At 43.8% G+C, this 21,993-nt stretch carries 18 protein-coding genes; 10 read left to right on the top strand and 8 right to left on the bottom strand.

All coding sequences use genetic code 11. The features are described from left to right. Positions 1–342: 342 nt before the first annotated feature. Together DSL64_RS08110 and DSL64_RS08105 are read right to left on the bottom strand one after the other, a co-directional pair. Positions 343–834 carry a hypothetical protein gene (locus DSL64_RS08110; RefSeq protein WP_158547898.1) on the bottom strand — a complete coding sequence of 164 codons (492 nt, stop codon included), beginning with the start codon at positions 832–834 and terminating at the stop codon, positions 343–345. A 60-nt stretch (positions 835–894) separates the two neighbouring features. Then, positions 895–1,248 carry a hypothetical protein gene (locus DSL64_RS08105; RefSeq protein WP_115830171.1) on the bottom strand — a complete coding sequence of 118 codons (354 nt, stop codon included), beginning with the start codon at positions 1,246–1,248 and terminating at the stop codon, positions 895–897. 565 nt (positions 1,249–1,813) lie between these two features. Between DSL64_RS08105 and DSL64_RS08100 the strand changes: the two genes are divergently transcribed. From DSL64_RS08100 to DSL64_RS08080, 5 genes are all read left to right on the top strand, one after another. Next, entirely contained in the window at positions 1,814–2,236 is a 423-nt protein-coding gene (locus DSL64_RS08100; RefSeq protein ID WP_115830170.1) for a response regulator, read from the top strand. Between the two features lie 69 nt (positions 2,237–2,305). Then, positions 2,306–4,807 carry a CheR family methyltransferase gene (locus DSL64_RS08095; protein ID WP_199539347.1) on the top strand — a complete coding sequence of 834 codons (2,502 nt, stop codon included), beginning with the start codon at positions 2,306–2,308 and terminating at the stop codon, positions 4,805–4,807. A gap of 7 nt (positions 4,808–4,814) precedes the next feature. Beyond that, complete coding sequence (locus DSL64_RS29155; RefSeq protein WP_199539346.1) at positions 4,815–5,495, top strand: sensor histidine kinase; 681 nt, start codon at positions 4,815–4,817, stop codon at positions 5,493–5,495. 76 nt (positions 5,496–5,571) lie between these two features. Beyond that, the gene (locus tag DSL64_RS08090) at positions 5,572–6,606 is read left to right on the top strand and encodes a chemotaxis protein CheB (protein ID WP_115830169.1); all 1,035 of its coding nucleotides are present in this window, start codon (positions 5,572–5,574) and stop codon (positions 6,604–6,606) included. A 254-nt stretch (positions 6,607–6,860) separates the two neighbouring features. Continuing rightward, positions 6,861–7,421: a helix-turn-helix domain-containing protein gene (locus DSL64_RS08080; protein ID WP_115830167.1), complete on the top strand. Its 561-nt coding sequence runs from the start codon at positions 6,861–6,863 to the stop codon at positions 7,419–7,421. A 397-nt stretch (positions 7,422–7,818) separates the two neighbouring features. On the opposite strand, the gene DSL64_RS08070 is transcribed toward DSL64_RS08080, so the two are convergent. Further along, positions 7,819–8,712 carry a bestrophin family protein gene (locus DSL64_RS08070; protein ID WP_115830165.1) on the bottom strand — a complete coding sequence of 298 codons (894 nt, stop codon included), beginning with the start codon at positions 8,710–8,712 and terminating at the stop codon, positions 7,819–7,821. Positions 8,713–8,776: 64 nt separating this feature from the next. Further along, entirely contained in the window at positions 8,777–9,553 is a 777-nt protein-coding gene (locus tag DSL64_RS08065) for a transglutaminase family protein (protein ID WP_229216996.1), read from the bottom strand. Positions 9,554–9,883: 330 nt separating this feature from the next. Here DSL64_RS08065 and DSL64_RS08060 point away from each other — a divergent pair, with 330 nt between their 5' ends. After that, on the top strand, positions 9,884–12,127 hold the full coding sequence (locus DSL64_RS08060) for a glycosyltransferase family 4 protein (RefSeq protein ID WP_115830164.1): 2,244 nt from the start codon (positions 9,884–9,886) through the stop codon (positions 12,125–12,127). Then, positions 12,124–13,137: a glycosyltransferase family 4 protein gene (locus DSL64_RS08055; protein ID WP_115830163.1), complete on the top strand. Its 1,014-nt coding sequence runs from the start codon at positions 12,124–12,126 to the stop codon at positions 13,135–13,137. The genes DSL64_RS08060 and DSL64_RS08055 overlap by 4 nt, the downstream gene beginning before the upstream one ends. Here DSL64_RS08055 and DSL64_RS08050 read toward each other — a convergent pair. Both DSL64_RS08050 and DSL64_RS08045 read right to left on the bottom strand, forming a co-directional pair. Further along, entirely contained in the window at positions 13,130–14,596 is a 1,467-nt protein-coding gene (locus tag DSL64_RS08050) for a glycoside hydrolase family 130 protein (RefSeq protein ID WP_115830162.1), read from the bottom strand. The two genes, DSL64_RS08055 and DSL64_RS08050, sit on opposite strands and share 8 nt — an antisense overlap. A 24-nt stretch (positions 14,597–14,620) precedes the next feature. Further along, complete coding sequence (locus DSL64_RS08045) at positions 14,621–15,046, bottom strand: BON domain-containing protein (RefSeq protein WP_158547897.1); 426 nt, start codon at positions 15,044–15,046, stop codon at positions 14,621–14,623. A 524-nt stretch (positions 15,047–15,570) separates the two neighbouring features. Between DSL64_RS08045 and DSL64_RS08040 the strand changes: the two genes are divergently transcribed. Next, positions 15,571–17,796, top strand: a complete 2,226-nt coding sequence (locus DSL64_RS08040; RefSeq protein ID WP_115830160.1) for a PAS domain S-box protein — start codon at positions 15,571–15,573, stop codon at positions 17,794–17,796. A 543-nt stretch (positions 17,797–18,339) separates the two neighbouring features. Here DSL64_RS08040 and DSL64_RS08035 read toward each other — a convergent pair. Together DSL64_RS08035 and DSL64_RS08025 are read right to left on the bottom strand one after the other, a co-directional pair. Further along, positions 18,340–18,816, bottom strand: coding sequence for a hypothetical protein (locus DSL64_RS08035; RefSeq protein WP_115830159.1), 477 nt, complete (start codon positions 18,814–18,816; stop codon positions 18,340–18,342). A 223-nt stretch (positions 18,817–19,039) separates the two neighbouring features. Next, positions 19,040–19,894 (bottom strand): helix-turn-helix domain-containing protein, encoded by an 855-nt coding sequence (locus DSL64_RS08025; RefSeq protein WP_115830157.1) that lies wholly within the window; start codon positions 19,892–19,894, stop codon positions 19,040–19,042. 236 nt (positions 19,895–20,130) lie between these two features. Here DSL64_RS08025 and DSL64_RS08020 point away from each other — a divergent pair, with 236 nt between their 5' ends. Both DSL64_RS08020 and DSL64_RS08015 read left to right on the top strand, forming a co-directional pair. After that, entirely contained in the window at positions 20,131–20,721 is a 591-nt protein-coding gene (locus tag DSL64_RS08020) for an RNA polymerase sigma factor (RefSeq protein ID WP_115830156.1), read from the top strand. A 111-nt stretch (positions 20,722–20,832) separates the two neighbouring features. Continuing rightward, the gene (locus tag DSL64_RS08015) at positions 20,833–21,954 is read left to right on the top strand and encodes a FecR family protein (RefSeq protein ID WP_115830155.1); all 1,122 of its coding nucleotides are present in this window, start codon (positions 20,833–20,835) and stop codon (positions 21,952–21,954) included. Positions 21,955–21,993 lie beyond the last annotated feature (39 nt).

Below are 21,993 nucleotides of genomic sequence, written 5' to 3'. Positions count from 1 at the left end.
ACAAATGATTAATAACAGAACTTAATCAATATATTTTTTAACTATTCAGATACAAATAACAGATTATACCACCCGCAGCATTCGCAGATGGTCGCTATTTAATCAGTTAAATTACAGCAGCATGGCTTAGCAAGCGCTGGTGTTGCAGAGTAGGGTCTGCTGGCGCTGAGAAGAAACTTTTTTAATCCAGAGATGATGCTGTGGTTGTATTTTGCTGGACATGCATTCATACATGTATATATATGAATGTATATGCAAATCATTGGTGATTGAATCGGAGAGAACCCAATTGATACAGGTGCATGTCTGGTCCAGACCCATGCACCTGTCTGAGTCTAAGGCTTACCTATACATTACAAGCCCCCGGGCAGGAACCGTAACCCGGATCGCTTTCCCATTTCTATCTTCTACGTTTAGCTCCTGAGGGAAACCTGCAGAAGTATTCAGGCTGGTCATCTTCGAGCCTGTGGGATGCAGCTCATTGTCCAGGGTAACATACACAGAAAAAGGCTCATTTCTGTTTAAGTTGATTACGCATAATACTTCTGTTTCTCCCATAATACGTGAGAATGTAATCAAACATCCAAGCTTTCCCTTTATTCGCTCAGGGTAATCAAAGTCAATACCATTTTCAGAAATGGTCCTCCAATAGTGCTCGCCCGACAATATAACCGGGTACATGTACATTGCAGACTGTAGCCGCTCCATCAGTTCATGGTTGAGCATGAATGCTTCTATAAACTCCTGAAGCGGTGTCTGATGCCTGATACCATCCCGCCAGATACTCTGACCGAAATCATGTCTGTGATTTTCCTTACTTGCCGCCATTCTCATGTTTGTTGGTTTTAATATTGATTACTGTCCCGCCCGCCGGAAAAAAATCAGCTCGCAGGCTTAGTCTGTATTATGATATACCGCACTCATTCGTAAAGCAGCGGCCAATGCTGCAAGTAATGAAGGGACTGGTCCTTCTGCCCCTGTCTCAGAAGTAAGAATTAACACTTTGGCAGCCACCTTTCCCATTTGATCCACTATGGCAGCCGAATCTGCATGATTGGCAGTAATCAATTCTTTCAGCGTGGTGAGCTGACTGGCTATGGGCAAGGTATTTTCACTTTCCGATAACAGAACCACCCATTGGTCGATCAGCTCAATGCCAGCTTTGGCGGCGACTTGTTCTTCTGAACCATTCATCAAAACTTTGGTTGTATTCTGGATCAGCTCAGTGATATCAGCAAGACTTTTCATAGGTTACAATTTGCAGCTAAACCAGAGCGTGTCCAACAACCGTTCCATGTATAAACCATGGCCCGACAGACGCATGATGGACTGAAGCAGTTTATTCTCAACGCATATGGGGCAGTGTATGGGAAAGTAAGTGCCGATAACGGGAAAACCTGAAGTTTTACGCTAAGTGATTTTTCGACAAAATCTGGTGGCAGGCTACCAGAAACCAATTAGCTCTTCTCTGACAACAAGCATCTGCCTGCCTCTTATTTGCAGTCTCACAAAACTGCTCCGTCAGACTACGACAAAGTCATTATAACAGCTCCTCAATTCAAAAACGAGTCTTTTACCGCCGGCAACAGGCTCACCAGTCTAACCTGGACTAATATACGTAACCCAGTCGCAATAAAGTGCTTTGGCAGACCGCTCATCAAAACAGCGGCATGCTTCATTCTGATGACCAGATCGCTCTGATACCACTCACACGCTGTTCACAGGTGCCTTCTGCACATAGCTTTAAAGTATCCGCTAAATACTTAGTGGCTTAGTTATTGTAAATGAAGGCTGAATCTGACCTGATAAAGAAATGAATAAAGATGGAGAAATAATAATCATCGAAGATGATGAGGACGATCAGTTTCTGCTCGAAGAAGTTTTCAGCTCACTTGGCTACCCCAATAAAAGGGTTTATCTTCCTGACGGCCTGGCCGCCCTGGAGTATCTGCACGGTGATAACATAGCGCCGTTTTTGATCCTGTCAGATATTAACATGCCGCGGCTGGATGGCATTGAACTCAGACAGAAACTGCACACGGATGAACAACTCAGCCTTAAGTGTATACCGTACCTGTTTTTTTCTACTGCAGTAAGTCAAAGAATGGTGATCGATGCTTACAGCAACTCTATACAGGGCTTTTTTTTAAAACAAAACTCTGTAGATGATTTAAAGGATACGATAAAAGTCATAGTAGAATACTGGAAAAAGTGTGCTGCCCCCAATAATTTTTAGCGATGGTTCGCATAAATCATGCAGATCTGACTGAAATTTTGCCATAAATATCACCAACCTTACCCACATATGAATACAATCGAACCCCACCACATCATTGCTATCGGTGCATCGGCCGGTGGACTGGATGAGCTTATTTCTTTTTTTGAAAATACGCCGCTGGACGGCGTTTGCTACGTGGTAGTTCAACACCTGTCCTCAGACTATGAAAGCAGATTGACAGAAGTATTGTCGGGGCATAACAGGCTTACCATGATAACAGCAGGCGACGGTATGATTCTGCAAACCAATTGTGTTTACGTGATCCCAGGTAATAAATTTATGTCAGTTAAAGGCGGGCGGTTGTATTTAAGCGATAAAATAACTGCACGTGGCCCGCACCTGACAATCAATACCTTCTTTTGCTCTCTGGCTTCTGATTACAGGCAAAAAGCGATCGGAATTATATTATCAGGTCTTGGTTCGGACGGCAGCTTAGGGGTGAAGGCCATCAAAAAAGCCGGAGGGATGGTGATTGCAAGAAATCCTGAAACCACTGAATTTAGCAGTATGCCTTCCAATGCTGTCGCGACCGGTATGGTGGATTTTATCCTGGAGCCCGAATCGATGCCAGATGTGATAGAAGATTATATCAAACGGGAAATCGAGCTTCTGGTGACCAACATCTCTGACGAGGAAGGTATGGCTGAACTCATAGAACTGATCCATCAACAGCTGCCACTTGATTTTTCAGATTACAAGCAGACTACGATTCTCAGACGCATCAAAAGGCGTGCTGCCTATAATAACTTCGAGCGACTTAGAAATTACTTTGATTTTGCCAAAGGCGACCCTCGCGAAATTGAAGCGCTCGCCAAGGATTTTCTGATTAGCGTAACTGCATTTTTCAGAGATCCAGAAGCTTTCACTTTCGTGGAGCAAAGAGTGCTTCCTGCCATTATGGCCAGCCTTACCGCTGGCCAGGAAATCAGAATCTGGGTAACAGGCTGTGCTACTGGCGAAGAAGCCTATTCGATGGCCATTATGGTCAGTGAACTCCTGGAAGGCAGCTCGCAAGAACACCAGGTAAAGATTTTTGCTACCGATATTGACGTAGCCTCGCTCGCACATGCGGCAAAGGGCGTTTACAGCGAGGCGACCCTGGCGCGGATGTCTCCCTCCTATATACAAAAGTATTTTGTCGCAGAAGGAGATCAATATAAGGTTACTGCCCATATCCGCAGAATGGTGATTTTTGCCCGGCACGATCTGGTTAAAAATCCGCCCTACTGTAATATCCATCTGATCAGTTGCCGTAATCTACTGATTTACATGACTCCTACCCTTCAAAAGAAAATATATCAGATGCTACTTTTCGGCCTGCAAACAGATGGTTATCTGTTTCTTGGTTCAAGTGAAAATCCACTTCCCATTATAGAAAGCCTCGCGGTTGCAGACAAGAAATGGAAAGTTTATCAGAAACTGGATTCTTCACCAGCAGTAAGCTTCGAGGCATTTTCTATACCTGAGTACAGCCAACCCATATCATCCTTGCCTGGCACTACCCAGCAGCAAGCCACCAGAAGCCCCGACCGGACATTGGACAGCGCGATCAATGAAACCATTTTCAGTGAAGAGCAACGGCTGATTATCTGTATTGATGAAACCAATCGGGTGCTAAAATCATATGGTCCAACCGAAAAATTCCTGTTTCAAAAAAATTTCACTGCTGATCTGACAGAGCTTTTACCGGGACCGCTACTTGTCGCATTCAAAGCTATCCGTGCCAAAGTAAATGAGAGTGGACTGAAAGATACGGTAACAGATATCATCATAACGCAAGCCGGGCAAAACTTAAAAGTCGACCTTTCTGTGAGTCCTATGTTGCAAAACGGGCGACGCAACGGTTTTATGGTTGTGCAGTTCACAGAACAGACAGACTGGCAAGAGCAGTCGGAGTCTACCGTTTTTGATCAGCAGCTATATCTGGACAAATACTCCCAAACCCTGGAAAATGAAAACGGAAGACTCAGAGAACAGCTAGCCGCGGCCAACGAAAAGCTGTTTTCGCTTAATGAAAACATGCAGTCTTTTAATGAAGAGCTCCTTTCTGCCAATGAGGAAATGCAAAGCACGAATGAAGAAATGCAGTCAGTTAATGAAGAGCTGCACACCATCAATGCAGATTATGAATTAAAAAACAAAAAGCTTCTGGAGCTTAACGATGATCTGAACAACTATTTCAGAAGCAACACCAATGGCCAGCTTTTCGTGAGTGACGACCTTCGCCTGATACGTTTCTCACCGGGTACGGTCCGGCTGATCAACCTGCTGGAAAGTGATACGGGAAGACCTCTGAGTAACATCTCCACAAATTTCAGATACGAAACCCTGACAGAAGATATCCGGCAGATGCTTGAGGACGGACTCACAATCACACGTGAAGTGCAGACCCACGATGGCAAATGGTATCAGGTCATGACTATGCCCTATATTCAGCAAATCAGCGGCCAACGGGTAGGCGCTGTGGTTACGTTTAATGACGTTTCAGAACTGAAGACAATACAGCTGGATCTGGACAGGAAAAAATGAAGTGCTGATGAGGATTAACCAGGATCTGGATAATTTTGTGCACACCACATCACATGATCTTCTTGCACCGCTTGGTCACATAGAAGCCAGCATCAGTATCATGAATCAGCAGCATGGTAGTTTCCAGGAATTGGAACCTTTTTTAGAAATTATCAACATGTCCGTACATACATTCCGCGGACTGATCAATGACATCGCTGCCGTTGCTAAAATTGAGGATCAGGCCATTCTTACAGAAGCGGTCGATCTGCACGATATTATGGATAATATACAATGGAGCCTCTCTGATAAGATTAACCAAAATAATGCAACTATCAAAAGAGACTTCAAGATCAGTCACATTCAGTTCTCAAAGAAAAACCTGAGGAGTATACTTTTTAATCTGGTTTCCAATGGCATCAAGTACAGATCCGACAGAGATCCGGTTATCATAATAGAAGCCCTGACCAAAGAAGACTATATCAAACTTTCAGTACATGATAACGGTGCCGGTATCGGTCCATCAGGGCTGTCAAAAATATTTGAAAAATACGGAAGGATACTTACTGAGCAGGAAGGACAGGGTATCGGCCTTTACCTGGCAAGAAAAATAATAGATGCAGCTGGTGGAAATATACGGGTCGAAAGCACACCTGGTGTAGGAAGCACTTTCATAATCAATCTTCCTGTAACAGAACTTTCTTTATAATGCGCCTTACACATAGGATTATTGCCCGACTGACATCCGCAGTGAGTCATATCTTTCGCCTGTCCACAATCTACCCATGAGCCACAGTCAACAAAAACATACAACAGAAAAAGTAGTCGTGATAGGAACATCGGCAGGGGGAATGAAGGCTCTCACGGTATTGATACGACAGATACATGATGACTTCCCAGCCCCTATTCTGGTCGTACAGCATCTGGCGGCCGATGCTTCGGGAGATGCACTTCTCGAAGTGCTCAACAAGCAAGGAATGATAAAATGCCACCATGCAGTGAATGGCTCGACTCTTGAAAACGGACACCTTTATCTGGCTCCTTCGGACCACCATCTGATGATTGACGAAGAGCACCGGATTCTTACCACTAAAGGCGCACATGAAAATCGCTCACGGCCGGCGATTGATCCTTTGTTCCGGTCAGCAGCTGTGGTTTTTTCAAACAATGTTATAGGCATTCTGCTAACAGGATACCTCGACGATGGAACGGCTGGCATGAGTGCGATCAAGCGGTGTGGCGGGATCTGCATGATCCAGGATCCTCAGGAAGCCGATTACCCGGACATGCCTAACAATGCCTTGAATCATGTAGACGTGGATTACTGTTTACCGCTCTCAGAAATGGGAAGTCTACTGTATGATTTGCTGGCCGAAATGCCACATAAAAAGTTACCCATACCCAAAGACATAAGCATAGAAACGCGTATCGCCAAACGCGTATTAAGCGACGTGCCTGCCGTTAACGCACTTGGGGAACTGGTTCCTTTCAACTGTCCTGGATGTGGAGGCGTCTTATGGGAAATGGAGAATAGTTCTTCGAAACGCTACCGTTGCCATGTCGGGCATTCCTACACGGCCCAAAATCTGATCCTTGAACAGGCTCTGAAAATCGAGGAAACTATGTGGACTGCCCTGAGAATGTTCGAAGAAAGGCGAAATATGCTTTTCACATTTGCCAGAGATCAAAAAGGAGCTATCAAAAATTCAGCGCTGGAGAGAGCTCATCTTTCTCAAATTCACATTGACCGTATCAAAGCAATCCTGACTGGAGATGACAAGGGGCACACTGTTGGTGTACATCAGCAAAATGAATTTTAAAAACTGGTAAAACCTATCGGTTGTCAGTTATCTCCTATAAAACCGGAACCGGACAATTAGTTGAGACGGCAAATTTATCTGGTATGCTTACCACACAGATGGCAGGCCTGACCGATAAGTGCTGCAATGATAATGCTGGTTATTCCAATAAATCAAATCTTCAATTGCCCAAAAATCAAACATTACAGACTAAAATGATTATATTACTTATATCTATCCGGCTTTAGCAAGCTATTCGTAAAGGAAGTTTTTACATGACAATATATATAAAATACATGGTCAGCCTGCGGTGCAAAATGTTGGTACAGGAAGAGCTGAAAGCCCTCGGCATCCAATACAGCAGGATTGACCTTGGTGCTGTGGATCTCATGGATGATATTGCACAGGACCAGCACGAAATGCTAAAAAAAAACCTGTCCAGGTCTGGTCTGGAATTACTGGATGATAAAAGAAGTATTTTGATAGAAAAGATAAAAAACGTGATCGTTCAAATGATCCATCACGAAAATGAACTGCCAAGGAAAAATTATTCGGACTACATCGCAGAGACACTGGGCTACGACTACACTTACCTTTCAAATATATTCTCAGAAGTAAATGGTATAAATATTCAACAGTTTATCATTTATCATAAAATAGAAAAGGTAAAAGAATTACTTCTTTATCAGGAACTTAACCTGACAGAAATTTCATACAAATTGCATTACAGCAGCGTATCACACTTGTCAAATCAGTTCAAGAAGGTGACAGGCTTGTCACCTTCCTTTTACAAGAAACTCAGAAAAAAGCGGGACTCAAACTTAGAGAACATTTAAGCCACTGCTCCGTCAAAAAATTTAACCGCCCTTTCGAGCTCGCCTGTCATGTCGGATTCTTACGCTTCTTCAATGAAATTTTCTGTCGTGAATCAACGGTATAAGAACCAACTGCTGCGGACAGCATAATTCATCCGCACACAGATTATTTTGGGTGATGACAAAATACCTGGATACAATATTATTGTGATAAATGGTTGTCTTGATGGTTTGCCAGAAAGCACTAATGATGGTAACCCCCTGGATGCCTTGTTGAAAAACTGACTTTATGTTCATCTTCATGGTGTTTAATGACTATCCATAAAGGTCAGTAATATATTTACCAAATCGTTATATTAGAAATACTGAAAGTTATACAAATCACACTTTCTCAAGTGAAAACTCCGTTACGGTCAGGCTACATCACATAGTAGTCATTCGATACTTTTTTGAAAGGGACACTTACTTCTCCCAGTAGCTCCCGGGTGCTAATTTCAATATTTGTGGCGATATCTGTAACAGCAATGTCGCTTGGTCCGTTTTTAAATGGATCCTGCAAATGGTAGGCAATCTTTTCAATACAAAAAAAACCTGCAGAGATCAGCAGCAATAGCGGGATGACAAACACATTATTGATACCACTCAGCGAAATAGCCAGTGTGATCACAAAAAGATAGATAATTAAATGCAGTATGAGCCGGTATGCTGATGGGAATACAGTTCTATTGATTCTTTCGGCAGCACCCATTGAATCGGTAAGGCGGATAATAGTTTCCTGCAAATGAATATGCGCATGTACATCTATGTCCTGCGTTGCACGGATCGCGCTTACATCCCTCACGGTAAGCTGAAGAAGAGCCAGAGGTTTGTTCTGATGTGTGACCGCGTGTGTTACATCATGACTATCAAGCAGATGATCCAGTCCGACAATGGGATCATTTCCTCTCAAAGCACTACCCAGCGCATACCCCCAGGCAACCTGGCGGTATGCAATTTTCTTCACAAGCCCTGCCTGGTCATGTTTAACAAAAGCCTGCAACTGCATGACCAGACTTCGCGAATCGTTGGTGATAGCACCCCATACTTTTCTGGCCTCCCACCACCTGTCGTAGGACTGGTTCATTTTGAAAGACAACAGCACGGTAATTGAAGTACCCAGAAAAGCGGGAATTGCCAAAGGCATTTCAGGAAGAAAACTGCTCAGGCGCAATGCCCCAAAATGCGTAATCAGACTCAGGGTCAACACCACGATTAATTCATATTTCACTATACCGATCAGATACTGGATCGGCAGCTTTTTTTCAAGTATCATTTACAGTTTGTTCAAAAAATTTTGCTCCAGGCATTTACAGATTTGCTGCCATCAGCACTAGAACTTACTCAGACTGGTATTCAAAAGCGGTGATCTGATAATCGATCGTAGACATACATGGCTCGGTTGTACCATCTACCGGAATTACATCCTGGGGCGTTGGCCCTACAGCAAGAGCGATGTGGCCTTCACTGGTAAACAGCCCCGAGGTAGTATCCAAACCGATCCAACCTGCGCCGGGAATAAACACCTCTGCCCAGGCGTGCAAGTCTGCCATGCTGTTGTCTTTTCCTACCTGAACCAGATAACCGGATACAAAGCGGCTTGCCAGGCCAAGCTGACGCAAGACCTGCACCATCAGCCAGCCAGAGTCCCGGCATGAACCTGAGGCCTTCAGCAGCGTTTCTTCACAACTCTGCACCCCCTGCTCCAGTCGCTGCTCGTAGCGAATCTGACTGCAAAGGTGCTGGTTTAGTTCAACAAGAAAGCTCAGAATTTCCTGATGCATCGTGCTGACACTTTCAGCATACTGCGAAAGCACCAAACTCTCTTCATCAATCCTTAGATATGGCAACAAGGCCTTTTGAATCCGCGGTGCGTACTGAAAAGGAAATACCTTCGCGCGCTCCTCTATTAAAAAATCAAATGGATTGTAACTTTTCAGTGTGGCCCCTAGACTCACTTCCACGGACAAGGCCTGAAGCCTGCCTTCAAAATCGATCCTGGCCAGTGTGTTTCCGTAAACATCCTGTTGCCAGTGCAGGTTATGCTGTGGCTGAACCGTTAGCGAATAGGATCCGGGTATAATATGGGAATGCGAATAAGGAGCCAGCCTAATCAAATGCGGAGATAGAAAACCGGCCTATCATAGGCATAGCTGATCTTGTGTTCGATGCGGATCAATCGTCCTTGGATTTATTATCTCGCTTGTCCTTCTTGTCAGCTCGTTTTTCCTTTAAATTCTTAGCTGGTTTTTTCTTGTCACCCTTCTGCGCAATCTTTTCGTTTGACATATTTTTTTTATTTAACTGAAAGATAAGCCTTTCTGGCGGATATCAAAGCTTTTTTCGGATAATCACTGCAGTTTAGCAGCATGTTGCTGACAAGCCACATTAATTCGAAAAATGCGGAATAATAAGGTTAACTTAGAAGAAATCAACCGAGTGCAAGTATGAAAATTTCATTTATAGGAACATACCCACCCCGGGAATGCGGGATTGGCACGTTCACCAAAAACCTGTTCGACTCGGTCACAAGAAGTGCATCTTCAAAAAATAACAACCAGGGGTTCGTCATTGCCATAGACGACCACGATCAGCAGTATGATTATCCTCCGGAAGTGAAGCTTTCGATCCGCCAGGAGCAACAAACGGATTATCTTGAGGCGGCCAATCTGATTAATCTCAGCGGAGCTGATGTATGTGTGCTACAACATGAATTTGGCATATACGGTGGGCAAAACGGCATTTATATTCTGCCGCTGTTACACAAATTAAAGATTCCACTGATCGTTACCTTACATACCGTTTTAAAAAACCCTTCTTACAATCAAAAGGCGGTGCTGACAGAAATTTGTAAGATTGCAAGTTCTGTTGTCGTGATGAGCCAGACTGCCGTGGATATGCTCGTAGATGAATACCAGGTACCGAAAGTGAAAATCGCCAAAATTGCTCATGGCGTACCTGATTTACAGTTTGATCAGATACAAGTAAAAAAGGAGTTCAAACTTACCAAAAGAAAGGTATTGCTGACTTTTGGATTTATTGGTAGAAACAAAGGTATTGAAACCGTGCTGAAGGCACTGCCCAATGTGGTAGCTCAGCATCCGGACGTAGTTTATATTGTATTGGGGAAAACACATCCAAACGTCATACGCCACTCAGGCGAAGAGTACCGGGTATTTCTGACAGGACTGGTAAAAAAACTCGGAATCGAAAAGCACGTAGTATTTTTGAACGAATTTATCGGGCAATCCGAACTTTTCCAGTACCTGTCGGCCGCCGACATATACATTACGCCTTACACCAGCGAAGCCCAGATAACCAGCGGAACATTATCGTATGCGATCGGCGCAGGCGCTGCTGTCATCTCTACGCCCTACTGGCATGCGGCAGAACTTTTGTCCGAAAACAGGGGACGTTTGTTTCCTTTTCAGGATTCGGCCGCTCTGGGAGAAATTCTACTGGAGCTACTCGACCATCCCGGGCAAATGAACGAACTGAGAAAAAACGCCTATGATTACGGCAGAAAAATCACATGGCCACGTATTGGTACGGAATACGTGGAACTGGCCGAAGCTGTTGTTGAAGCACAACCAGATCCCACCGACGTGCAAGAGCCGATTTTCGATCCGTTGACACTGCCGCCCTTTCTTTTGGATCACATTCAAAGGCTAACCGATGACACCGGTATTATCCAGCACGCAAAATATGGCATTCCAAACCTTAAGGAGGGATATTGCCTGGATGACAATGCCAGAGCCCTGTTGATGGTACTGATGACTTACAAAAGAACCAAACATCCTCTCGCTCTTAAACTCTCGCCCACTTATCTAAGCTACATCAATTACATGCAGAATGCAGACGGGGCATTTCGTAATTTTTTAAGTTTCAACAGAAATTTCCTCGATGAAGTAGGCTCTGAAGATTCCTTCGGACGGGCGATCTGGTCGCTTGGATATCTGCTTGGCAACGCTCCTAATGATGCTTACTACCAAACGGGGCGGGAGATTTTTTTTGACGCAGTACCCAATTTTACAAAACTCAAATCGATCCGCAGCATTGCCAATACCATGGTTGGGATTTGTCATTATCTTAAAAGTAATCCAAATGATGAAGCCATCACACAGATTTTACGTCAGCTCAGTGAAAGGCTCATGACCGATTATGAGATTAACTGCCAAGACAACTGGAGATGGTTTGAGCAGCTGCTGGCATATGATAACGCTTTTCTTCCACTGGCTCTGTTGCATGCAGCTGAATTTCTGGATGACGAACGGATTTATGAAATTGGGATGGAAAGTATGAATTTTCTGACTGACATTACTTTTGCGAACGGCTATCTGTCCATTATCGGCAACGAAAACTGGTACAAGCTTGATAATGAACAGTCGAAATTTGGCCAGCAGCCGCTTGACGCACTGGCTATGGTGCTTATGTTTCATCAGGCATTCAGACTAACTAAAAATACTGATTACATTACAAAATTATACACTTCATTCATGTGGTTTTTGGGTGAAAATGATCTCCGAATAAGCTTGTATGACTTTGAAACAAAGGGATGCTGTGACGGATTGGAAAGTTACGGAGTCAATCGAAATCAGGGTGCGGAGAGCACCCTTGCTTACCTGATCTCTCACCTGAGTGTGCTGGAAGCATTTGAAGAAGTAAGCAAACTAGAGCTGCAACCAGCATGAAAATCGCCATACTTGCGTCGATCGCATGGCGTACGCCCCCACGGCAATACGGTCCGTGGGAGCAGGTCGCGTCCTATCTAACAGAGGGGCTTCATCAAAAAGGTGTTGATGTAACACTTTTCGCTACAACGGATTCGATCACTTCAGCAAAATTGCAGGGAGTCTGCCAAACGCCTTACGCAGAGGACAGGGAGGTAGACCCCAAGGTAGCTGAATGTCTGCACATAAGTCATCTGATGGAACGCTCAGAAGAGTTTGATCTGATCCATAATCATTTTGACTTTCTGCCACTCACCTATTCGAAGCTGATCAAAACACCTTTACTTACCACCATCCATGGATTTTCGTCCCCAAAAATCCTGGAAGTTTACCGTCACTACAACAGCGCTACATCATATGTTTCAATCAGTAATGCAGACCGAGACAGCAGCCTGGACTACGTTGCCACCGTATACAATGGCGTTGATGGTAAGGATTTCCCCTTTGAATTACATCCTCAGGATTATCTTCTTTTCTTTGGAAGGATTCATCCAGACAAAGGAACAAGTGAAGCTATTGAAATCGCCAGGAAGTCAGGTAAAGTACTGATCATCGCAGGACTTATCCAGGATGACAATTATTTTGAGCAAAAAGTGAAACCATTTATCAATGACAGAACTGTTTTTTACCTGGGAAATGTGGGACCAGTTGAGCGCAAGACACTTTTGGGCAAGGCTTTGGCTTTGCTGCATCCCATACTATTCGACGAACCGTTCGGTCTGAGCGTGGCCGAATCCATGTTTTGCGGCACCCCTGTGATTGCCTTTAACAGAGGTTCGATGCACGAGCTGATCGTGGATGGCAAGTCAGGCTTTTTGGTACAAAATACAGATCAGGCTGCTGAAGCAGTCAAAAAGCTACCCAGACTCGACCGCCAGCATTGCCGGCAGTGGGCACGGTCCATGTTCTCAAAAGAGAAAATGGTGGACGGCTATCTGACTGTTTATGATAAGATACTCAGCCTCAGATGAACTGTCCCGTCAACCTGTTCAATAAATCCTGTAATTCGACAACAGCGTAGGTCGATGCATAATCGGAGGTAGCGTAAGGGATGATCAGACTCCGATTATGTATAAAAGCACCGCAGGAATACACCACATTAGGTACATATCCGTCGCGCTCTGACTGGTTGGGAATCAGAAGTGGCTGATCGAGCCGGCCAATCTCGTGTTGCGGGTTGTCCAGCTCGAAAAGCGAAGCGCCAAGCACATATTCTCTCATAGCACCCACGCCATGTGTGAGCACAAGCCACCCCACCTCCGTTTCGATCGGAGAGCCGCAATTGCCAATCTGAACAAATTCCCATGGATATTTTGGGGTCTGGATGATAACCGCTTCCCGCCATATACTGATGTTGTCAGAATAGGCTATGTAGTTATTAACTCCGTCAATCCGGCAAAGCATTGCATACTTTCCATTTATTTTCCTTGGGAAAAGAGCCATTCCTTTGTTTTGAGCTATTTCACCGTGAATCGGCAGTACTTTAAAATGATAAAAATCTTTGGTCATCAGCAACTTTGGCAGGATGGCCGTGCCGTCATAAGCTGTATAGGTGGCATAATATGTATGTTGCTGATCAGCGCCTGTAAAACGAACGAACCTTGCATCTTCAATTCCTCGCTTCTCAGTGTCGGCAATCGGGAAGATCACACGTTCTGACATATCGGTATCCAGAGAAAAATCCATTTCATAATGTGAAGAAGCGAGCCACATCATTTCACGTAAAAAAAGCTCACTGCTTCCCTGCATGCCCGGCATGCGCCTGGTCTCATCTACATAACGTTTAAGTTCTTCGTACGTGAAAGTTTCTGTTAATTTATCATTGATGGCGGTATATGCGCTTTGGTCAAAGCTGTGCATCTCTCCCAGTTTTGACAGAAAAGATGTCCGTTTATAAATATGGTTCCGCACATGTTCAGGCGAGTCCAGAAGTCGTCCGGCAGGTTCTACTCTGATCATGTCATTCGCATCGATCACCGCTGAGCGGAACACGATCGAAGAAATATGCCCCTCGCCGGTAGCTCTGAAACTGAGTATAATCCGCTTTTCTCCAGGCTCAATACGCGACTGATCAGGGTCTTCCACGATGGAAGGATTAAAGAATGCGGCAGCCTCAATGGAGTATTCCATTGTAAAGTAAGCTCCGATTAACAGCCGCTCATTAGTTTCCAACTTATGAGGGTCCAGTTGCATGGTAGCAAACAGGGGTGACAATTTTTTGAAATGCCGTTCGAAAACCTTGAGAATATTGCGGTGCCTTCTTGCATATTTCCTCAATATATAATTCAACTCTTCCAGCTGTGCCTTTTCAGACAAGCCAAGAACCATGGTAATCAGTTGTATCCCTCTCTCTTCACTACTAAAAAGAAACCGCGCAATCACGCGGCTTGAATCAGGCTGGAAGGTAATATCTTTCCTGCTTATGTGCATGTTATTTTAAGCCAGCTATTTCAATTATGGTGCTACGACCAGTTCATTAAAGACGATTTCCACTCCCTGGGTTTTCCAGGCTTGTCTGGTCGCTTCTTCTTTCTCGTACAATGAACCGACCGTGCCGGTCAGTGTTACCTTATTCTCTATTTTTTTGAAATGAATATCCTGCATCTGACTGATTCCGGCTGTCTTAATCGATTTGTATTCATGACGCCAACCGGCAATAGTCTCTTCGTCCCTAACCTTTATCTGTTCGATAAGAACAATCACTCCCGGTACCAATTTCGCCACAGTTTCTGCATCCAATTTTTGAACCAGTTTGTCCACAACACCCGACAGCGTCACCACACCATCCTTTGCTTCTACAATGAATTCAGCAGAATTTGGAAATGAACCTCCATTCAGAATTTCTTCAACATCTTTCTGAATTTCTTCGTTGCGTCTCATTTTGCCAAACATGGTAGTATCTTTATTTTAATTACTTAGCTGCACATTCAAATTTCAGATAAATTGAATGGGAAATGTTACAAATCCCCTGCCAAAAATTGCATAATTCACTGATTTCTGAGCTTGATTGACCCACGCACATATGGGCAGGCTGACATTCAAATATAAATTCCGGAAGAGAGTGAAATTGGGTGACATGGTCATCCATGTCTGAAATTACAAGTATGCTGCTGCCCGGTATAAAATTCACATCAGGATTTGGCTCTCAACATTAACCTAATTTGAACAGGTATTACTCAAATCTGACTCAAAGGTTTTGGAATGGATTTTGCAGATATCTTCCAACTGCAAACGAATCTAGTCCCAGTGAGAAAGAAAGTTGACACATGAATCATTTCAGTATCCAATTGAGTCAACAGCTGAAAGAGAAAAGATAAATCAAACTTTGCTTAAATACTGGTTTTGCGCTAAATCGTCTGTAAATTCACCAATTTGAGGACTTAATCGAACTATTTTTATTATTAATGGCAGAGTTTTCAGGATCGCGTGCCCGGCAGCTGTTTAATGGGTTCAGTGAAATGCATAGTTTTTGCCGCAGTTTTGATTGGTCTCAAACACCTCTGGGATCCGTCTCAGACTGGTCTACTGCTCTGCAAACTATTGTCCAAACAGTGCTTGATTGCCCATTTCCAAGTATTGTTTTATGGGGAGATGAGCTGATTCAGATCTACAATGATGGCTACCGCGAAATCATGGGAAACAAACATCCCTCAGGTTTAGGGCAACCAACCCGGCAGTGCTGGCCAGAAGCCTGGCACGTGAATGAATCCATTTATCAGCGTGTTAACGCCGGAGAGTCTGTCACTTTTTCTGATGCTCTTTTTAAACTGAACCGTTCGGGCCTTCTGGAAGATGCCTGGTTCAATGTAAGCTACAGCCCGGTAACATCCCAACCGGGAAAGATAGGCGGAGTGCTTGTGATCGTCTTTGAGACAACCAAACTGATGCTTGAAAAGGAGAAACGCCTGAAAATAGAACTTCAGCGCAATTTTATCTTAACACTTAGTGATGCACTAAGGCCACTTTCCGACCCACAAGCCATACAGTTCGAAGCAGTTTCATTATTGGGAAAGTTTCTGATGGCAAACAGGGCTGGTTATGCCGAAACACAGCCCGATATCGAGCTTGTCGCAGTTACCAGAAACTACACCGACGGCGTCAAAAGTATACAGGGTATTTACTCTTACAGTGACTTTGGTACGGATTTGTATCATGGCTTAATACAGGGAAAAACAATCGTTCGGCCTGACGTAAAGAATGATCCTCTTCTCACTCAGAGTGAAAAACAGGCGCACCTGCAGCTTGATCTGGCAGCGACGGTGAACGTTCCGCTGGTAAAAGACGGAAATCTGGTTGCTATTTTATTTGTACATTTTGACCAGGCAAAAGAATTTTCTGAGCAAGAAATTGCTTTGATTGAAGAAACTGCTGAACGGACATGGTCCGCTGTCGAAAGAGCAAAGGCTACCACAGAACTGCGTGTTTCAGAACAACAGCTCAGAGCCATTGTCGAGAAAACTACCACCGGCTTTGCACGCGCAGGTCTGGACGGTGTACTCACTTTTGTCAATCAAAGATACTGTCAGATGCTGGGTTACAGCGCCGAAGAAATCGTAGGCAAAAATATGCAGGACTTCACACATCCTGAGGATCAGGCCCGCAATCTTGAACTTTTTCAGCGTCTGGCAAAAACGGGTGAATCTTTTGAGCTGGAAAAGAGAAATATCAGAAAGGACGGCTCGGTGATGTGGGTGCATAAAAGTGTTTCTGCTTTGTATGATGAAAATGAACAGATAGATCAGCTTCTTGCCACCTATACCGATATTACTGCCCGAAAAATGGCCGAAAGTGCATTGCGGGAAAGTGAGAGTTTATACCGGGAACTTACAATACAACTGGAACAGCGTGTTCAGCAACGCACTTTTCAGCTCGAATCTACAGTTGCCGACCTGCAACGCTCCAATGCCAATCTGCAGCAGTTTGCCTACATTGCTTCCCATGACCTGCAAGAGCCGCTGCGCAAAATCCACCAGTTTGGCGATCTGCTGTTGGATGCTTATGCAAACCCGGAAAAAGACGGAAAGCTTTATGTGGACCGGATGCTGTCAGCAACAAGACGTATGTCGATTCTGATAAACGATTTACTGGATTTCTCCAGATTGGGCAGCGTTACAGAGCCAACGCAGACAGTCGATTTAAATGATCTGGTAAGAGAAGTCCTTGGCACCCTGGAAGTAGCCATCACAGAACAGCAGGCACAAATACATATAAGCGATTTGCCTTCTGTCACAGGGAACGCGTCTCAGTTGGCGCAGTTGTTTCAAAACCTTATATCCAACGCCCTCAAGTTCCGTAGTGCCAGCGAAATACCTTTCATTCAGATTGGAGCAAAAAGGATAAGTCCGCAACAATTGCCTCAGAGAGTAAATCCCGTTGTAAGAGCGCAAGCCTATTATCAGATAGACGTCAGTGATAACGGAATCGGATTTGACGAGAAGTACCTTGACCGGATTTTCCAGATGTTTCAACGGCTGCATGGGAAAAGCGAATACCAGGGAACGGGAATTGGCCTGGCGATTTGCGACAAAGTGGCCTCTAATCACCATGGCGGAATAAGTGCGACCAGCCAGCATGATGCAGGATCAGTTTTTAGCCTGTTTCTGCCCGACATTGAGCTTGCGCAGGCATGATCACCTTCGAGCCGACCATACAACATATCCTGGCATCATACCGGCAGCTCATTTTAATTAGGTTATTCAAATATTTTATTATAATATTTAATATATCTCTTTAAAACCGATGGTGTTATGTGCAAACGTGTATGTGTTCCCGCCATTATCTTTTTGTCGATCGTATTGGCCGGATTTTCCTGTCAGGATCATCAAACCCTGCAAAAACAGCCCTCCTTGGTCACGCTCACAATCTCACCGGGCGGTAAGATGTGAAATAGCGTTTAACATTGATATAACAGACACAGGCAATATACACGTAACTGAATACGGCGTAGTGATAGCGGGCCTGGGTTTTTCCGGTTTGCCAACAGACACTCCCATGATTCAGACACACACAAAACTAGTTTTCGATTCTCCCTTTTCGACAGGTGTTAAAAAGAAAAATTCGGGTGTCTGTTCCAATTATCTATCGTATCGCGCCTACGCCGTGCTTGATAACGGGACGGTTATCTATGGCAACACGTTGAAATACCAGGATGTCTGATTAAATACTATACATGTTTATTGCTCCTTGTGTTTCGAAAATTGATAGATCGAACCTGCGATAAAAAGAATAAACAAAACCAGAAGCGTATTGCCAATAACAGGGTCAGTAATGTCTTTGGCCAAAGGACTGCCCACAGGAACACGAGTAAATGTTTCGTTGACAGTGGGGACTAACGATAAAAAGAAACTGAAGGAAAGTAAAAAGTTTTCAAAATACCTCGCCCTTACACTGCTGCCTCTTTTTGAATAAAGAAAATAGGATACAGCTACCAGAATAATAATAAATACCGAAAAAGCGTGGCCTGCGTTTAAACCGCCATGTTTTGATATCCCCAACGCACTTACGGATGTGATAATCGTTGCATAAAGGTACACTTTCCCAGACAGCGCGCCCAGATTGATCTTGCCATATCTAGCAAATCCGGTCAACGCACCTGCAATTGCCGCCAGACCGACGACTGTATGAAAAATCCCTAAATTTGATAAGCCCATTTTTGTCGCATTTTATATTGAAATAATTGATTGATCTGGCAAGCATGCTGCCGGCCAGAAGTACAATGCAAAATTGGCTCATTGCGAAAAGATTTATTTTGTCGATCGGGTCAGTTTTTTGGCGTTTCAGTCCAGAAACTACTCTCGGATGCATAGCGAATAACTCAGTGGCCTACCAGACTCTGCATATATTACTCGAATTCCGGCAAAGAGTAGCAGGTGATTAATTGCCTTTAAGCTGCTTGCGGTAGTGGGTGGGTGAAGTTTTGTACTTGTCGTTGAAGCTCTTGGTAAAGTTGGCCAGATCGTTGAAGCCGCAATCAAAGGCGATGTCTGTAATGCGCTGGTCTGAGATCAAAAGCAACTCTGCTGACCGCTCCAATCTTTTATTTTTAATGTAGCTGGCAGGTGTGTCTCTATATAATTTCGCAAATTCTCTTTTGAATGAGGACAGACTCAAATTAGTCAACTCTGCCAGGTGCTCAACGCCTGAATGCGAAAATAAATTAGCTTCAATAATCTGCTTAAAAGTGTAGGTAGCCGGTGAGAAAATCTGCGACAGGATTGACTGCACTACCTGAGCGTTTGGAGTTTGAGCCAGTAGCAGTATAATTTCTTTCATTTTCAGTACCAATATCTCCTCGCTGATCAGTGAGGGATTTTCAAAATAGAACAACAAGCCTTCGATGTATTTCTCGATTAGAAAATCACTGTTTATTTTCCCACTGGATTTGTTTGAGATTACCCGCCCTGACGTCTGGAACACCGACGGCAGCTCCCTGTCGTATACTTTTTTCAGTATTTCAGGATAAAAAGTAACAATCACGATCTCACATGTCCTATTTTGATCGGCGTTGTGAATCTGTTTCCCTGAGTTGACACAATTCAGCAGTAAGGAATAATTACGTGGGATTCCGAACTGATGATCATCTTGCTGATATTGAACTTCACCATCAAGCACATACAGAAAGCACGCCTGATCACTAACCGGAAAATCAAATCTGAATGGCGATGTCAACCCAATTTTCTGGATAAGGGTTTTACCGAACAGGTCGTGTTTTTTGTAATCTTTTATCATTTTTCAAAAAAGATCACAGTGATCTGAGTAGCTCTGGCAGTATACAGCGCTTTTGATTTGGCACTTACAGGCACTTCCCCTACACACCTCCACCCAACGGTTACATATTTAAATTTTTTATGAATTAATTGTAATATTTGAAATATTTATAATATTTGCTACACCGCTGAAAAGCAAATTTTCTTTCCAGTCCAAGCTGTTGCTACAAGCACTGACAGGAGACAAATATAAAGTATATGTTCGAAAATCACCCGGAGTCTATTACGGACAATGCAGCCTGGAGCATGTTTAAAGACGGAAATGATCAGTCTTTAAATATTCTTCTATCCCGGTATTTCCGACCTATGCTCCATTACGGAAGTAAATTTACCAAAGACCGCTTTCTGGTTGAGGACGTGATCCAGGATCTTTTCCTTGAATTTCTGGAGAAAAGAAACCGTTTAGGAGATCCTGTATCTGTTAAAAACTATCTTCTCAAATGTTTACGTAATAATCTGATCCGGGCACTCAAAGCACAAGGGCAGCAGTATGACATATCCGAAGATCAGGATCTGGTTATTGAACCTGAAAATATGGAAAGGTTTCTGATCTCGATTGACGAATCGGCTGAGCTCAGTTCAAAAATAAACAGTTACTTTTCCCTTTTGACATCCCGGCAGAGGGAATGTCTTTTTCTTCGCTTTTACCAGGATCTGTCCAACGACGAAATTGCTCAGATTATGGGCATCAACAAACAGTCTGTATCCAATCTGCTGGCCAGAAGTATCTCCGTTCTTAAGGAGAACTGGGTATATATGCTGATTTATTTCCATCACCTGACTTGCTAATTATCAGCAACTTGCTCTTTCTTTTGAATTTTATTTTGAAAGATTATCCTGATTTTGAGTATAAAGCCTCCCTATTTTTCTAATCGTATAGAAAGGCAATAATTCAATTTCATGAATAATTATAATAATTTCAAGTCTTCAGATTTTATAGGCGATCCTGCCTTTCGTGCATGGGTTTACGGCCAGAATCAGGAAAACAACATAGATTGGGAATACATAGCCTCACAGAATCCTTCCGTGAGCAAAGAAATGGAAATTGCCAGACTATTCCTGGAAAACGTCCGCGGACAAATACCTTCCGTTTCTGATAAATATATCGAGGATTTCTCGGAGCGTATATTTGAAAAACACAGAAAAATTTCCTCTTCTGTGCACTTCACCACACGCCGCTGGTATCAAGCGCCGAGCAGGATTTACTATCTGGCGGCTGCCATTATCGTAGCATTCGGTGTAAGCTGGTTCTACCTGATTGATTCTCAGAAACGCTCTTCAAACACGCCTGCGATCTCATGGGCTGCCCCGCAACAAACCATTACTCACAAAATAAACAGTTCACAGACCCCGGAGCTGGTCGTATTGAAAGACGGAAGTAAAGTAACCTTGCAACCGGGCAGCTCGATCAGCTACCTGGAAGCATTTGACGCCAATGAAAGGAATGTCCAGCTGGAAGGGGAAGCGTTCTTTGATGTTGTCAGAAATACAGAAAGGCCGTTTCTTGTACATTTCAACAAATTAACTGTCAGGGTGCTGGGAACAAGTTTCAACATCCGGTCCTATGGAAGTGAAGACGGAATTAAGGTGACTGTAAAAACCGGGAAGGTTTCTGTTTTCACAAATCAGGATAAACTGTCAAAACAAAAACCGTCTGATCTGTCACCAGCAGCCATCATGCTGACAGCCAACCAGGAAGTTTTCTACAAGAAAGCAAAAGGCTATTTTGAAAGAAGCGTTGCCGCACGCACACAGATTATTGACAAGACGATTTCCGAGCAGGATTTCATCTTTAACGAAACACCCCTGAGTACCATTTTCAGCCAGCTGGACAAAGCTTACGGTATACCCATTATTTATGATGAACAGCAAATTCACGGATGCTCACTGACCGCATCTCTTGCCGATGAGCCGCTACTGGAAAAACTGAATCTGATTTGCAAGACTATCAACGGCTCTTATGAAGTCATTGACGGGCAGATCGTAATGGATATCAAAAGCTGCAGAAACTCAGTTCAATAAATCCACCACCTAAACATCTTATGCAATATGATTACATAG

The sequence above is a fragment of the Dyadobacter luteus genome (genome assembly GCF_003383615.1).
Lineage (GTDB): Bacteria > Bacteroidota > Bacteroidia > Cytophagales > Spirosomataceae > Dyadobacter > Dyadobacter luteus.
This window is presented reverse-complemented; position numbering and strand designations above follow the sequence as displayed.